Origin of the sequence: Achromobacter sp. UMC71 (genome assembly GCF_014170305.1) — a bacterium.
Taxonomy (GTDB): Bacteria; Pseudomonadota; Gammaproteobacteria; order Burkholderiales; family Burkholderiaceae_B; genus Achromobacter.
This window is the reverse complement of the sequence record NZ_LZZT01000026.1, coordinates 1-14,730: the sequence shown is the minus strand read 5'-3', so window position 1 is coordinate 14,730 and position 14,730 is coordinate 1. Positions and strand designations below refer to the sequence as shown.

Genomic DNA, 14,730 nt, shown 5'->3' with positions numbered 1-14,730 from the left:
TCCTATTTTTTCAGGCGCACCACCGCCTGGCGGGAATCATCGGTCTGCGGCAGCGATGCGAGTTCTCCCAGGGTCAGCGGCTTGGTCGGAAAGCGCAGGCGGTAGTAGCCCACTTCCTCTACCGGCACGCCGCGTTCCTCGGCGATGATCTCCGACACGGTCAGCCCGCAGAAGCGTCCCTGGCAGGGACCCATGCCGCAACGCAGGAAGGCCTTCATCTGGTTCGGCCCGCTGCAGCCCAGCTTGACGGTGTCGCGCACCTGCGCTGCCGTCACTTCCTCGCAGCGGCAGACGATGGTGTCGCCGGTGGGGCGGCGGAAGGTCTCGGGCGCCTTGTACAGCACATCGAAGAATTCGCGGCCGCGCACGGCTTGCGCCAGCGCGGCGCGGGGCTGAGCGGCATCGCTATCGCGCCGGGCCGCATCGATGCGGCCCAGCAGATGCGCCGCCTGCAACGCCGCCAGCCGGCCACGCTGCTCGGCCGCCAGGGCCCCCGCGATGCCGGCGCCGTCGCCGGCCATGCCCACGCCATCCACCGAGGTCAGGCCCCACTCGTCCACGTCGGGCTCCCAACAGTCCAGCGCGCGGTTCCAGCGGTGTTCGATGCCGACCGCGCGCGACAGGTTGACGTTGGGCACCACGCCCTGGTGCAACATCAACTGCTGCGCCGGCAGGGTCTTGGTCACGCCGCCCGCCGTGTAGCGCACGCTTTCCAGCTTGCCGTCGCCCGATGCCTCCAGCGCTGTCACGCCCTTGATGATGGGCACCGCGGCCTTGACCGCGCGCAGCAGCGACAGGCCCTTGCCCAGGTAGGGCGAACGCAGGAAGTCCCAGACCTTGGGCAAGGCCTGGCGCAGGCGTCCGGGCGGTGTGGTTTCGAGCAGCGCGTCGATCTTCACGCCGGCGTTCAGGTACTGCCACGCCACCAGATAGAGCAGCGGGCCGCAGCCGGCCAGCACCGTGCGGTCAGCAGGTACCATGCCGCCGGATTTCAGCAGGATCTGGGCCGCGCCCGCGGTGATGACGCCGGGCAGCGTCCAGCCCGGAATCGGAAAGGGCCGTTCCTGCGCGCCGGTCGCCAACAGCAGCCGGCGCGCATGCAGGATGCGCGCTTCGCCCGCCACCGAATACGCCACCTCGAAGCCCTGTTCGGGCCGCGGGGCCGTATGTTCGGCCACGGCCCAGACGGTGGCGCCCGGCACGTAACGTGCGCCCGACTGGTGAAAGGGCCCCACCAGCGAAGCGCCGTACCAATAGTCCGGCCCCAGGATGCCGCGGTCGGTGACCGGCGTGGTGGTGATGGCGCGGTAGATCTGGCCGCCCGGCGCCGGCTGCTCGTCCAGCAGCACGGTATCCACCCCCAGGCGCGCGGCCATCGTCGCGGCCGCCAGGCCCGCCGGACCCGCGCCCACCACCAGCAAATCGCATTGCGTCGTGTCGATCATGCCTGCACCTTGCGCGCGCCCAGCTGGCGCTCGATCTTCATGCCTTCGCGCACAGCCGTCATGCAGCCCTGCTGATTGGCCTGGCCGTCAATGGTGACCAGGCAGTCGTAGCACACGCCCATCATGCAATAGGGGCCGCGCGGCACCTCGCCCACAGCCGTATCGCGACAGGCCGGCATGCCGCCTGCGAACAGGGCCGCGGCCACGCTGTCGCCCTGGCGGCATTGCAGGTCGGCGCCGTTGACCGTCACCCGCACCGGCGCGCCCAGCGCCTGGCGCTGGGCCTCATCAAGCCTCTTGAACATGGAACCTCCGGGTCGAGAAGGGCGCCATGTCGTCGGCCAGCTTGCCGGCCACGATCATGGGCGCCAGTTTGAGCGCGTGCGCGGCGGCCAGCGTCACGCCGCTGTGACAGGTGGCCACGAAGGCACCCGGACACGTTTCGGATTGCTGATAGATCGGAAAGCCATCCTGCGACATCACCCGCAGCGCCGCCCAGCTGCGAACCACGCGAACCTCGCGCAGCGCCGGCAGGGTGCGCAGCGCGCGGTCGGCCAGGGTGCCCAGTATCGGCAGGCCGACCAGGTTATCCACATAACCGGCCTCTTCCTGCGAATCGCCGATCAGCCAGGTGCCTTCGTCGGTCTGGCGCAAGGTGGACAACGGCGTTTCCAGCAAACGGCGGGTGCGTTCCAGCACCACGATCTGGCCGCGTTGCGGCCGCACTGGCACGGTCAGGCCGACCTGTTCGCCCAACGCCTTGTTGGACAGCCCGCCGGCCAGCACCACCTTGCGCGCCCGTACCGTGCCGCTGGGCGTGGCGATCTCGAACACGCCGTCGCGCTGGCGGATCTGCTGCGCCGGGCGGCGCGGCAGGTAATCCACAACCCGCTGTGCAAAACTCATGTGCAGCGCGCGCAGCAGCTTGAGCGGGTTGGCGATGCCGTCGACCGGCGTCCAGGTCGCGCCGCGGACCTCCGGGCCGATGCCCGGCACCAGGTCCGCCACCTCGGCGCGGTCCAGCATCTTCCATTCGTACTGCGCCATGCCGGGCTGCGCCAGCAGCGTCTGCATGAACGTCGCGCGCGCCTCCATTTCCTCGTCGCTCAACAGCGCGTGCAAGCCCCCACGTTGTTCCAGGTGCACATCCACGCCCGTCTCTTCGCGCAGCAGGGCCGCTAGCTGCGGCCAGGCCGTGGCGGATGCCATGGTCCACACGCCGTAGCGCGGCAGGCCCATGCCCTTGCTTTGCACCCACACCAGCCCGAAGTTGCCGCGCGACGCGCGGTAGGCCACGTCGCCCTCGTCCAGCACGGCAACGTGGTCCAGCTCGCGCCGCAGCCCATAGGCCACGGCCGAACCCACCAGGCCGCCGCCGATCACCGCGGCATCGTAGATGCCTCGATGCGCGGGCGGGCGCGGCGTCAGTTCTTTCTCGTCGGTCATTAGCGTCCCTTTCCTACAAACAGCTTTTCCAGGCCGACCAGGCGGTCCAGGATGAAGATGGCGATGATGGTCACGTAGATCAGCACGGCCGATACCGCCGTGACCAACGGGTCGATGGTGTCTTCGATGTGCAGGAAGATGCGCACCGGCAAGGTAGTGGTCGATGGCGAAGCGATGAAGATCGACATGGTCAACTCGTCGAAACTCGTGATGAAGGCGATGACCCAGCCGCTGACCACGCCCGGGAGCAGCAGGGGCAATACCACGCGCCGGAATGCCGTCCAGTGCGAGGCCCCCAGCGATTGCGCGGCGCGTTCCAGCGCCGGATCGATGCCGGTGGCCGATGCCAGCACCAGTCGCAAGGCATAGGGCATGACCAGGATCACGTGGGCCACCACCAGCCCCGCGTACGTGCCGGCCAGATTCACGGTGGTGAAAAACTTCAGGAAGGCCAGGCCCAGCACCACGTGCGGAATCATCAACGGCGACAGGAAGAACGCCACCAGCGCCTCGCGGCCGCGGAAGCGGTTGCGCGCCAGGGCCAGCGCGCTGGGCACCGTCAGCGCGATCGCTACGGTGGCCGACAGCGTGCCCAACCCCAGGCTGAACCAGAACGCCTCGATGAAGCGCGGATTGTCCAGGATGGCGCGGAACCAGCGCAGCGACAGGCCGCTGGCGGGCAAGGAGATGAAGCCCTCGGACGTGAACGCCACTGCGCACACCATCACGATGGGCGCCAGGATGAACAGGATGAACAAGGCGTGGAACACGAGGCCGATCGGGCCGTTGCGAAAGTTCATGTCAGGCCCCCGACTGGTTGAAGACCGCGCCGTACCTGCGCTCGATGATGCGATTGGCCGACAGCAGCACCACGACGGTGGCCACCAGCAGCACCACGGCCAGCGCCGCGCCCAGCGGCCAGTTCAGCGTGTTCAGGAATTCATCGTATGCCGCCGTGGCCACGTTCTTCAGGCGCCGCCCGCCGATGATGGCCGGCGTGGCGAAAGAACTGGCCGCCATGGCGAACACCATGATCGCGCCCGACAGGATGCCCGGCATCACCTGCGGCACGATGACCCGGCGGATCACGGTGAACTGGCTGGCGCCCAGCGACAGCGCCGCCGCCTCGGTCGCCGGATTGATCCGCTGCAGCGACGCCCACACCGAAATCACCATGAACGGCACCAGCACGTGCGTCAGCGCGATGCCCACGCCCAGATTGCTGTACATCAGGTCGATCGGCGTGGAGACCAGGCCGATGCCCATCAGCGCCTTGTTGATCAAGCCCGTGGAGCCGAACAGCAGGGCCCAGCCCAGCGTGCGCACGACCACCGAGATCAGCAACGGCCCCAGCACCACCATCAGGAACAGGCCTTTCCAGGGGTTGGCCATGCGCGACAGCACGTAGGCTTCCGCCGTGCCCAGGATCAGGCAGGCCAGGGTCACCAGCGCGGCCACCCCGAAGGTGCGCGCGTAGATCTCGTAATAGTAGCCATCCCCCAGGATCTCGATGTAGTTCTTCCAGGTGAACGTGGCCTGCATGCCGCCGTAGAACTGGAAGTCGAAGAAGCTGATCAGGAACACCAGCGCCATCGGCACCACCAGGAAGGTGGCGTACACCGCCAGCGCCGGCGCGCTCAGCAACCAGGGATTGGCGCGCGCGCTCATCACGCACGCTCCTGGCCGGCCAGCGCGCACATGTCCTGCGCGCGCCAGCGCAGGTGCACCGTCTGCCCCTCGGCCGGCACCGGCACGCCGTCGTTCTGGCGGATGACCATCACTTCGCCCACCGAGGTTTCCACCTGGCAGAGCCAGTGGTTGCCCTGGAACACCCGCGTCTTCATGCGGCCGGGCAGGGCACAGGCGCCGGCTTCGGAAAACAGGATCTTCTCGGGCCGCACGATCACCGCGCCCCGCGGCACGGGCTGGCCGTCCATGGGGATATGGGCCTCGCCGATACGCGCGCGGGTCTCGCCCTCGAACGGCTGCGGCGTGGGCGTGAAGACATTGGCCTTGCCCAGGAAACCGCCCACGAAATGGCTAGCCGGCCCTTCGTAGGCCTCGAACGGATCGGCCACCTGCTCGACCCGCCCTTGGTTCATCACCACGATGCGGTCCGACAGCGCCAAGGCCTCGGACTGGTCGTGCGTGACCAGGATGGTCGTGGTGCCGATGGTGCGTTGGATGCTGCGCAATTCCAGCTGCATTTCCTCGCGCAGCTTGGCGTCCAGGTTGGACAGGGGCTCGTCCAGCAGCAGCACGCTGGGCCGGATGACCAGCGCGCGCGCCAGCGCCACCCGCTGCTGCTGGCCGCCCGACATGCGCGCCGGATGGCGATCGGCCAGGTGCGACAGCCCCACCAGCTTGAGCGCATCGGCCACCCGCGCCTGGCGTTCGTCCTTTTGCACGCGCTGCATTTCCAGGCCGAATGACACATTTTCGGCCGCGGTCATGTGCGGAAACAGGGCGTAGTTCTGGAACACCAGGCCCAGCCCGCGCTTGTTGGCGGGCATCCTGCTGACGTCCTTGCCGTCCAGCACGATGCTGCCGCCGCTGGGCTCGACAAAGCCCGCGATCATCTGCAAGGTCGTGGTCTTGCCGCAGCCCGACGGCCCCAGCAGGGAAATGAACTCACCGCGCTTGACGGACAGGCTCAGGTCCTCGACGGCCGTCAGGTCGCCGTAGCGCTTGGAAAGGCGGTTCAGTACGAGATAGCTCATGGATGCTCCTGCGGGCGGCGCATGCGCCGCCGTTGCCTCAACGCTCGATTTCCCGCGTCCAGCGCTTGTTCCAGTCGTCCCGGTTCTGGTTGACGGTGTCCCAGTCGATCACGATCAGGTCGGCGGCGCGCTTGCCGATCGGCAGCGGCACGCGCGGATCGTCGGCCACCTTGGCCTGCTTGTTGACCGGGCCGTAGCCATAGGCGGTGGCGAGCTTTTCCTGCACCGCCGGGCTGACCAGATAATTCACGAACGCCTGCGCCAGCGGATTGGCATTGGCCTTGGCCACCGGACACACCGACGACAGGAGCGCGTAGGCGCCTTCCTGCGGATAGACGAAGCCCACCGGGAAGCCGGTGTCGGCAAAGGCCTTGACGCGGCCGCTGCCCCACACCGCGATGGTGGCCTGGCCGCTGGAGAACAGCTCGGTCATCTTGCCGGGCGACGGCTCGTAGACCAGCACGTTGGGGCCAACCTCGTCCTTGAAGGTCTTGAAGCCAGCATCGATTTTCTTTTCGCCGCCACCGCCTTCGCGGGCGTATTCCACCAGCGCGTGCAGGCCGTAGGTGTTGTTCAGCGGCGGCACCACCAGCTGCTTCTTGTACTTGGGATCCTTCAGGTCCTTCCAGGACGTAGGCGCGGCCCACTTGCGTTCGTCGAAGACCTTCTTGTTGTACATGATGCCGGTGGCGACGATGCCGATCGCCACGGCCTTGTCGTCCTTGTAGCGGGCAGTGCCGTAGATGTCGTCCGCCGGCAGGCCCTGGATCGGCGCGCAGAAACCCAGCGCGATCGCCTGGTACATGGGGCCGTCGTCGATGATAGCCACGTCGATCTGCTGGTTGCTTTTCTGGGCCTGCAAGCGCGCCACCGTGTTGGTGGAGTTGCCGGCCACGTAATCGAGCTCGACGCCATGCTGCTTGGCGAAGGGCGGGAAGATGTCCTGCCGCATGATGTCTTCGAACGAGCCGCCATAGCCGGCCACGACCAACTTTTGCTGCGCCTGCGCATTCGCGCCCACGCCAGCGGCCACCATCGCCGCCGCGAGCACTGCGAGTACCTTGCCCATGAGAACCCCCGTTTATTGGAAGAAAACTGCAAGAACTGCCTGATGCCGCCAGATCCGGGGGAGGTGCGCCACTGCAAAAAAAGGACCGCTCCGCTTGCCCCGCGACCTCATGTCGGCCGTACAATTTGTCCGTACATGAATGTCCGGACAAATAATGGGCCGGGCGAGACAGCCTTGTCAATCGGTTATTGTCCGTACAAACCCCGATAGAACGAGAAAGGAGCCCCCATGACCCGATCCTCCGAACGCGTGGCCGCACAAGGCGGCGCGCGTGAAGCGCGCGGCCAGGCCGCGGCGCCGGACGGCGATGCCGGCGGCCCGCGCTACAAGAGCATCTACCAGCAGCTGGCCCGCGACATCGGCGCCGGCCGCTATCCCGTCATGACACTCTTGCCGACCGAGCATGAGCTGTGCGACCAGTTCGGCGCCAGCCGCCACACCATCCGCGAAGCCATCCGCATGCTGACCGTAGCGGGCATGGTGTCGCGCCGTCCCGGCGTGGGCACGCGCGTGGAAACCGCCAGCGCCAGCACGCGCTTCACCCAGCGCATTTCGCAGTTCCCCGACTTGCTGCAATACGCGCGCAACGCCGCGCTGCTGGTGCAGGACGTGCGCACCATCAAGCTGACGCGGCGCCTGGCCGAAACGCTGGGCGCTGAAGCAGGGCAGTCGTGGCTGCACATCAATTCGATCAAGACGCTGGGCGATCAGGACACGCCGGTGGCCTGCACGCTGATCTACGCCGATCCCGCCCATTCCGATCTGCGCGCCGACATCCAGCCGCGCATTTCGCTGCTGCGCCTGATCGAGGACCACTTCGGCAACCGCATCCATGAGGTCAACCAGGAGTTCTCGGCCACGCCCATCGCGGCGGGCATCGCCAAGCAACTCCAGGTCGAACCCAAGACGGCGGGCTTTGTCATCACCCGCCGCTATTACGGCAGCGGCGGGGTGCTGCTGCTGGCCACCATCACCACGTTCCCGCACGACAAGATGAAGTACTCGATGTCGCTCAACGTGGCGTAGTTGGCGCATCAACGCCGTAGTCCGCACGCGCCGCCTGGACGCTGATCTTGCCATCGGCCAGGTCGCGCGCGATGCGGGCGCGGCTGCGCTCGGCGGGTGCGCCGTAACCCCCTCCACCCGGGGTTTCGATGCGCACGCTATCGCCCGGGGCCAGCGCGATGTTGGCGGTCTTGGAGAACAGTTCTTCCTGCCCCGGCGTGCCGAAATTGCGAATCAGTCTGGCTCGGCGGCCATCGCCGCCACCGTCGACGCCAGCGGCCACGCCCACCGTGTGGCTATCCGAACGCGCCGAAAACACGATGCCCGGCCCCACCGCGCGAATCTGCTTGGCAATGCCCATGCCGCCCCGCGTGCGGCCCGCGCCGCCCGAATCCTGGATCATGGCGTACTCGTCCATCAGCAACGGGTATTCGTTTTCCAGCGCTTCCACCGGCAGGTTGGACGTGTTGGTCATGTGCACGTGCACCGCGTCCATGCCGTCGGCGTCAAAGCGTGCGCCCGCGCCGCCGCCCAGCGTTTCCAGGTACACGAAATGGCCCGCCCGCTCTCGCCAGCGGCCCGAGAACACGATGGCCGGGCAGCAATCGTTGCTGGACGCCATGGTCTTCTCCGGCGGCAACAAACCACGGAACGCACCAAAGATCGCGCCCGCCACCTTCTGCGCGGTAATCGACCGCGCGCCCACCGCCGCGGGGTGCTCGGGGTTGGTGATCGTGCCCACCGGCGCCGACACGCTGATGGGATCGAACAGGCCGGCGTTGGGCGCCAGGTCCGGATCCAGCAACGCCTTCACGGCGTAGTACACGCAAGCCCGCAAGGCATTGAACGGCAGGTTCATCGCGCCGCGCGCCTGCTTGCCCGAGCCGTCGAAATCAAAATGCAGCCCGTCCCGGCTGACGGTCAGCGTCACCTGGATCGGCACGGAATCGCCGCCCATGCCGTCGTCGTCCAGATCGCTGCGGAACGTATAGCTGCCCAGGGCCAGTTCCTGGATGCGGTTCAGCAGGCGCCGGCGCGTATAGGTGATGACGTCGTCGACCGAACGCAGTACCGCATCCAGCCCCATCTGGCGGATCAACCCCTGTACCGCGGCCGCGCCGCGGCGGTTGGTGGCCATCTGCACCCGCAGATCCAGCACCCGTTCCTCGGGGTCGCGGGTATTGGCGCAGATCAGGCGCAGCATGTCCTCGTCCACCTCGCCGGCGCGCGCGATGCGGCACGCGGGGATGCGGATGCCTTCTTCGAAAATCGACTTCAATCCGCCGGCGATGGACCCGGGCACCGCCCCGCCCACATCCGAGTGGTGGGCAATATTGGCGGCGAAGAACTGCAACGTGCCGTCCCAGAACACCGGCGTGACGATATTGATGTCGGGCAGGTGGCTGCCGTCCGCCAGGTAGGGGTCGTTGCAGATGAACACGTCGCCGTCGCGGATCTCGTCCTGCGCGAAGGTGCGCAGGATCGCGCCCATCGCGCCATCCAACGACCCCAGGTGCAGCGGAATCTGCGTGCCCTGGGCCACCAGCCGGCCGCCGGCGTCGAATAGCGCCACCGAGCAATCCTTGCGTTCCTTGATGTTGGTCGAGAACGACGCCCGCACCAGGGTGTTGTTCATGTCTTCGGTAATCGAGAGCAGGCGGTTGCAGAACACCTCCATGCCGACGGGGTCGGCCAGCGCCGTACCCAGGTCTTCTTTGGCTTCACGCATCGGAGCCTCCTTGCAGACGGATGATCAGGTTGCCGTATTCGTCCACCACCACGTGCTGACCGGCACCAACGACCGTGGTCGAGCTCATTTCCTCCAGCAGGGCGGGCCCGATGAAGGGCACCCCCGTGGGCACGCGGTCGCGGTCGTACACGGGCGTATCGAGCCAGCCATGGCGGGCGCCGAAATAGGCGCGGCGCTCGCCGATGCGGGCGTCTTGTAGCGTGCCGCCGATGTGGCGCGGCGCCAGCGGGGCCTTCACCACCTGGCCCACGGCCTGCATGCGGCAATTAATGATCTGCACCTTGCGGTCGTCGACGGTGTAGCCGTATTCGCGTTCGTGCGCCTCGTTGAAGCGGCGCGCGAATTCGGCGTAGCCGCCGGCGCCCGTGTCGTCCAGGCTGACCTGCACTTCAAAGTTCTGGCCCTCGTAGCGCGCGTCGATGGCGCTGCGGGTCAGACGCAAGGCGGGGTCCACGCGCTCGTCGTCCAGCCAGCGTTCGGCCTGCCCGCGCAGGGTTTCGAAGATCGCCGACACGCCCGGCCAGGCCTGCTCGCTGGCCAACGAGATCTCGCTGCGCACGAAGTCGAACGAGATGTCGCTCAACAGGATGCCGCGCGCGCACATGGTGCCCGGCTCCTGCGGCACGATCACGGTCGGAATGCCGCATTCCTCGGCCACTTCCACCGCGTGCAGCGGACCGGCGCCGCCATAGGCATACAGCGCGAATTGAGACAGGTCATAGCCACGTTCGGTGGACACGGCGCGGATAGCGCGGCTCATGTTGGCCGCCGCGATCCGCAGGATGCCTTCGGCGGCGGCTTCGCGCGCCAGGCCCAGCGGCTGGGCCACGCGAGCGTCGATGACCTGGCGCGCGGCCTCGGCGTGCACCGGCATGCGGCCGTTCAACAGCGAGACGGGATTCAGGCGCTGCAACGCGATCTCGGCATCGGTGATGGTCGGCTCGGTGCCGCCCCGGCCGTAACCCACCGGCCCCGGCACCGCGCCTGCGCTATGCGGCCCGACCTTGAGCGCGCCCGCGTCATCCAGCCAGGCGATGCTGCCGCCGCCCGCGCCGATCACATGGATATCCACCATCGGCGTCTTCACCGGATAGCCCGCCACCTGACGGTGCGAGGTGAACAACGGACGGCCGTCGCAGATCAGCGAGACGTCCGTGCTGGTGCCGCCCACGTCGAACGTCACCAGGTTCAGGCTGCCGATGGCGCGTCCCACCGCCGCGGCGCCCACAACGCCCGCCGCCGGCCCCGACAGGCAGGTGCGCACCGGATACTGGCGCACCGTGGCGATCGACATCAACCCGCCATTGGAGTGGATGGTGTGCGGCTCATGGGCAATATCCAGCTCGCGCACCCGCAGCAGAAAGCGCTCCAGGTAGCGCGCCATCTTCGGCCCCACGGCGGCGTTCAGCACCGTCGTGGAAAGACGCTCGTATTCGCGGAATTCCGGCAACACTTCGGACGACAGGCTGATATAGGCATCCGGCATTTCCTCGGCGACGATGCGCGCCGCGGCCTGCTCATGCGCGGGGTTGCGGTAGGCGTGCAGAAAGCAGATCGTCACCGCCTCGATGCCGGCGGCGGCGAACTGCCGCGCCGCAGCGCGCACTTGGTCCGTATCCAACTCGGTCAGCACCTCGCCCTGCGCATTGACGCGCTCGCGCACTTGTACCCGGAACTCGCGCGGCACCGCCACCGGCGGCTTGCCCACGCTGTAGTCGTACAGGTGCGGGCGGGTCTGCCGGCCGATCTCCAGCACATCGCGGAATCCCTGCGTGGTGATCAGCCCGACGCGGGCGCCCTTGCGCTCGATGATAAGGTTGGTGGCCACCGTGGTGCCATGGCCCACGTGCGATACCTGTGACGGCGACACGCCGTGGTCCGCCAGCATCTGGCCGATGCCGGTCGCGATGGCCTCCGACGGGTCCTGCGGCGTGGACGGCACTTTGTGAAAGTGCACCACGCCCTGATCTTCGTCGATCATCGTGAAGTCGGTGAATGTGCCGCCGACGTCTATTCCTATGCGATACATGCTTGTGCTTCCTGAAAGAAATGAATGGCGCCGACGCGCTCAATCCAGATGGATGCCGGCCTGCTTGACCACGCCGCACCACTTGTTGATTTCGTCCTTGATCATGGTGCCGAAGGCGGGCCCCGCCACATCCGACACCTGCGCGCCCTGCTGTTCCAGATAGGTCTTCATGGCCGGCGCATGCAGCGTCTGCACCAGCGCATCGGTCAGCTTCTGGCGCAGCGGCTCGGGCAGCTTGGCAGGCGCCAGCATGCCGAACCACACCATGGCTTCATAGCCCGGGTAGCCGGACTCGGCTACCGTGGGCACGTTGGGCAGCATGCTCGAGCGTTGCGGCGAGGTCACGGCCAGCGCCTTGATCTTGCCGTCCTTGATGTAGGGATAGGACGTCATCACCACGTCCATCATCATGTTGATCTGGCCGCTCACCAGGTCGATCAGCGCCGGCCCCGAGCCGCGGTACGGCACGTGCACCATGGACACGCCCGCCGTGCTCTTGAAGAGTTCGGCCGCCAGATGGTTGGATGTCCCCTGACCGTTGGAAGCGAACGAGTATTTCTCGGGCTCTTTCTTGAGCAGCGCCACGAACTCCTGCAGCGTGTTGGCCGGCACCGACTGGTTGACCGACATCACGTTGGGAATGGTGGCCACCACGGAGAGCGGCGTGAAATCCTTGACCGGGTCGTAAGGCAGCTTCGAATACACGCAGGGCGCGCTGCCATGCGTGCTGACGGACCCCATCAGGATCGTGTAGCCGTCGGCCGGCTGCCGCGCCACGTAATCCGTGCCCACGGTGCCGCCGGCGCCGGGGCGGTTTTCAACGATGACATTGGCGGACAGGCGCTGGCTCAGTCCTTCCGCGACCTTGCGCGCGATCAGGTCGGTCGAGCCGCCCGCGGCGAAAGGCACCACGATGCGGATCACTCTGTCCGGCCAGTCTGCCCTGGCCGGCAGGGCAGCGGCCGCCAGTGCGACGCTCCCGAATACAAGACAGCACTTGCGAATAAACGCTGCGTTCATGGCTTGGTTTCCCCTTGTTGATAGAACTTCCTTGCGGCCGGATCATGCGTGTCCAGCCTGAGAGGCATTGCCTCGGGTTCACTGCAACAACGGGGACATCCTAGGCTTGGCCGGCGTCTGCCAGCAGCCCTGGCGGTTTATATTGATATAGATGCCATTTATAGGTAGGCAGTCGTGAAGAATCCGGACCTGAATCTGCTGCTGCATTTCGACGCGCTGATGGCCTGCCGCAATGTGTCGCGCGCGGCCGAGCAGTTGGGCATCAGCCAGCCCGCCATGAGCGCCGCCATGAACCGGCTGCGCCAGCTGTTCGGCGATCCGCTGCTGGTGCGCGAAGGCGGCGCCTGGCAGCCCACGCTGCGGGCACAGGAACTGCACCAGGGTTTTCAACCGCTGCTGGAAAGCTGGCGCCGCGCGACGCGCACGCGCGACGTGTTCGACCCGGCGCACTCGTCGCGCAGCCTGTCGTTCTACGCCACCGACTACGTGCAGTACACGCTGCTGCCCAAGCTGATCCCCCGGCTGGCGGTGGACGCGCCGCACTTCCAGCTGCTGATCGTGCCGGCGCGACCCCAGCATGGCCTGAGCATGCTGGACACCAATCATGTGGAGTTGATCGCGGGGTATTTTCCCGACCCCGCGCCGGACCTGCGCACGCGTTTCCTGTACCAGGAGCCGGCCGTATGCATCGTGCGCGAGGGTCACCCGTGCCTACGCAAGCGCTGGAACCTGGATGCCTACCTGAGCTACGGGCATCTGGACCTGGCGGCCCACACGCGTTATTTCAGCACCGCGATCGACCGCATCCTGATGGGGCAAAACCGCAGCCGCCGGATCGTGGCGACGCTATCGAGCTACATGGTGTGCCCGTTCATCGTTGAGGCGTCGGACCTGATCGCGACGATGCCGGTGAGCATCGCCAAAGCCATGTCGGGCAGCGCGCGCATCGTGACGCTGAAGGCGCCGCTGAGCCTGCCGGCAATCACCGTGTCGTTGTACTGGCACGAGCGCTACCAGGATGACCCGGCGCATGCATGGCTGCGGCAGTATCTGGCGGGCGTGCTGGGTTAGGCGCGCAGAGATCCGCGTGCTTCGGGGCAACCGGCGCCGGTTGCCCCGGCCATGACTACTTCAACGGCATACAGATGCGCGTCTGCAGCTCGGCGGGCGGGGTGGTGCGCGGGTCGTTGAGGTATTGCTCGAACATCGGGAAATCCGCGGGGACCGCGCCGCTGCCGGGCAGCCATTCCGAGAACATCCAGTTATAGGGCTTGTCCATTTCGTTGTACGGCCCGGTATAGGTCAGGATGGCGCAGCGCCCGGCGGGGATCTCGAAGCGCTCGAGCTCATCGCCCAGGTCGGCGTCGGGCGCAACGGACATGCCGGCCAGGGAACGCAGCTGGCTGACCGGCACTTGCTCGGGGTCGTCGAAGTAGACGCCAAAGCCGATGGATTCGGGATTGGCCAGGCCACGGCTGCCGGCCAGCATGAAGGCGCGGGTAAAGACGGGGCCGATCTCCTGATAGCTGCCACGGTGCCGCAAGGCGGCCAGCACGGCGCCAGGGAAGGTTTCGATGGTGATGGGGTACATGCCTAGCTCCTGAGGGTCAAAGGGACGGGAGCGGGCCGCGCGGTAACGCCCTGGCGATATGCCGAAGGTGGCGCCAAACGCCCGATTGAACGCGGCGTCCGACGCATAGCCGGCTCGCTGCGCGATGTCACGCAATGGCGCCCCGGTGCCGCCCAAGGCGGCCGCCGCGCGATGCATGCGGATGCGTTGCACGGTGGCGTTGACCGTTTCACCCATCATCGCGCGGTAGACGCGATGGAAGTGATACGGCGACAGGCAAGCGAGGTCGGCCAGGTGATACAGGTCCGGGTCGGCGTCGGGGTTGCTTGCCAGCCAGCGCAGGACGGGGTCCATGCGGTAGGCGTACTGGGCTTTGGTTTGGGGTTTCAAGTGCGGGCTCCTTGGGGAGCAATGTAGGCCTTGCGGGTTTGCAGATTTTGCGGTTTTTTTGTTGGGGATGGGTAAGGTTCTATAGCCGCCTGGGGCGCAGGGGCCGTGGCGCTGCGCGACTGCGCGGGGGTGCGGTTAGTAGCCGCGCGCCGGATCGTAGATGTTGGGCAGCGCTGCGCCGCGTTCGTTTGCTGCGATCAGCCACGCCGTGTGGCGAGCGCGTTCTTCGCGGTCGGGGATGGCGGCGCAGTGGGGGGTGATGATGATGCCGGGGTGGGTCCAGAGG

Annotated in this window: 13 protein-coding genes; 2 read left to right on the top strand and 11 right to left on the bottom strand. The window is 66.9% G+C overall.

All coding sequences use genetic code 11. The annotated features are described in order from the left end of the window. Positions 1–2 precede the first annotated feature (2 nt). Genes A9974_RS12435 through A9974_RS12405 form a run of 7 tightly spaced genes read right to left on the bottom strand, consistent with a single transcriptional unit; the run spans position 3 to position 6,680 of the window. A complete protein-coding gene (locus A9974_RS12435) occupies positions 3–1,445 on the bottom strand; it encodes an NAD(P)/FAD-dependent oxidoreductase (protein WP_183004396.1) in 1,443 nt (480 codons plus the stop codon). Beyond that, entirely contained in the window at positions 1,442–1,750 is a 309-nt protein-coding gene (locus tag A9974_RS12430; protein WP_183004395.1) for a (2Fe-2S)-binding protein, read from the bottom strand. The genes A9974_RS12435 and A9974_RS12430 overlap by 4 nt, the downstream gene beginning before the upstream one ends. After that, the gene (locus tag A9974_RS12425; RefSeq protein ID WP_183004394.1) at positions 1,734–2,891 is read right to left on the bottom strand and encodes an FAD-binding oxidoreductase; all 1,158 of its coding nucleotides are present in this window, start codon (positions 2,889–2,891) and stop codon (positions 1,734–1,736) included. The genes A9974_RS12430 and A9974_RS12425 overlap by 17 nt, the downstream gene beginning before the upstream one ends. After that, a complete protein-coding gene (locus tag A9974_RS12420; RefSeq protein WP_183004393.1) occupies positions 2,891–3,691 on the bottom strand; it encodes an ABC transporter permease in 801 nt (266 codons plus the stop codon). The genes A9974_RS12425 and A9974_RS12420 overlap by 1 nt, the downstream gene beginning before the upstream one ends. Before the next feature lies 1 nt (position 3,692). Continuing rightward, positions 3,693–4,559, bottom strand: coding sequence for an ABC transporter permease (locus A9974_RS12415; protein ID WP_183004392.1), 867 nt, complete (start codon positions 4,557–4,559; stop codon positions 3,693–3,695). Beyond that, the gene (locus A9974_RS12410; protein WP_183004391.1) at positions 4,559–5,611 is read right to left on the bottom strand and encodes an ABC transporter ATP-binding protein; all 1,053 of its coding nucleotides are present in this window, start codon (positions 5,609–5,611) and stop codon (positions 4,559–4,561) included. The genes A9974_RS12415 and A9974_RS12410 overlap by 1 nt, the downstream gene beginning before the upstream one ends. A gap of 37 nt (positions 5,612–5,648) precedes the next feature. Continuing rightward, positions 5,649–6,680 carry an ABC transporter substrate-binding protein gene (locus tag A9974_RS12405; RefSeq protein ID WP_183004390.1) on the bottom strand — a complete coding sequence of 344 codons (1,032 nt, stop codon included), beginning with the start codon at positions 6,678–6,680 and terminating at the stop codon, positions 5,649–5,651. A 228-nt stretch (positions 6,681–6,908) separates the two neighbouring features. Here A9974_RS12405 and A9974_RS12400 point away from each other — a divergent pair, with 228 nt between their 5' ends. Beyond that, positions 6,909–7,706, top strand: a complete 798-nt coding sequence (locus A9974_RS12400; protein WP_183004389.1) for a GntR family transcriptional regulator — start codon at positions 6,909–6,911, stop codon at positions 7,704–7,706. Here A9974_RS12400 and A9974_RS12395 read toward each other — a convergent pair. The 3 genes from A9974_RS12395 to A9974_RS12385 are packed head-to-tail and all read right to left on the bottom strand — an operon-like array spanning position 7,693 to position 12,484. Continuing rightward, entirely contained in the window at positions 7,693–9,414 is a 1,722-nt protein-coding gene (locus tag A9974_RS12395; protein WP_183004388.1) for a hydantoinase B/oxoprolinase family protein, read from the bottom strand. The two genes, A9974_RS12400 and A9974_RS12395, sit on opposite strands and share 14 nt — an antisense overlap. Continuing rightward, positions 9,407–11,464 carry a hydantoinase/oxoprolinase family protein gene (locus A9974_RS12390; RefSeq protein WP_183004387.1) on the bottom strand — a complete coding sequence of 686 codons (2,058 nt, stop codon included), beginning with the start codon at positions 11,462–11,464 and terminating at the stop codon, positions 9,407–9,409. The genes A9974_RS12395 and A9974_RS12390 overlap by 8 nt, the downstream gene beginning before the upstream one ends. Before the next feature lie 39 nt (positions 11,465–11,503). Beyond that, the gene (locus A9974_RS12385; protein ID WP_183004386.1) at positions 11,504–12,484 is read right to left on the bottom strand and encodes a tripartite tricarboxylate transporter substrate binding protein; all 981 of its coding nucleotides are present in this window, start codon (positions 12,482–12,484) and stop codon (positions 11,504–11,506) included. A gap of 174 nt (positions 12,485–12,658) precedes the next feature. On the opposite strand from A9974_RS12385, the gene A9974_RS12380 reads away from it, so the two are divergent. Beyond that, positions 12,659–13,555 carry a LysR family transcriptional regulator gene (locus A9974_RS12380; protein WP_370539628.1) on the top strand — a complete coding sequence of 299 codons (897 nt, stop codon included), beginning with the start codon at positions 12,659–12,661 and terminating at the stop codon, positions 13,553–13,555. Positions 13,556–13,610: 55 nt separating this feature from the next. Here A9974_RS12380 and A9974_RS12375 read toward each other — a convergent pair whose 3' ends face one another. Next, positions 13,611–14,444, bottom strand: a complete 834-nt coding sequence (locus A9974_RS12375) for a GyrI-like domain-containing protein (protein WP_183004385.1) — start codon at positions 14,442–14,444, stop codon at positions 13,611–13,613. Positions 14,445–14,730 lie beyond the last annotated feature (286 nt).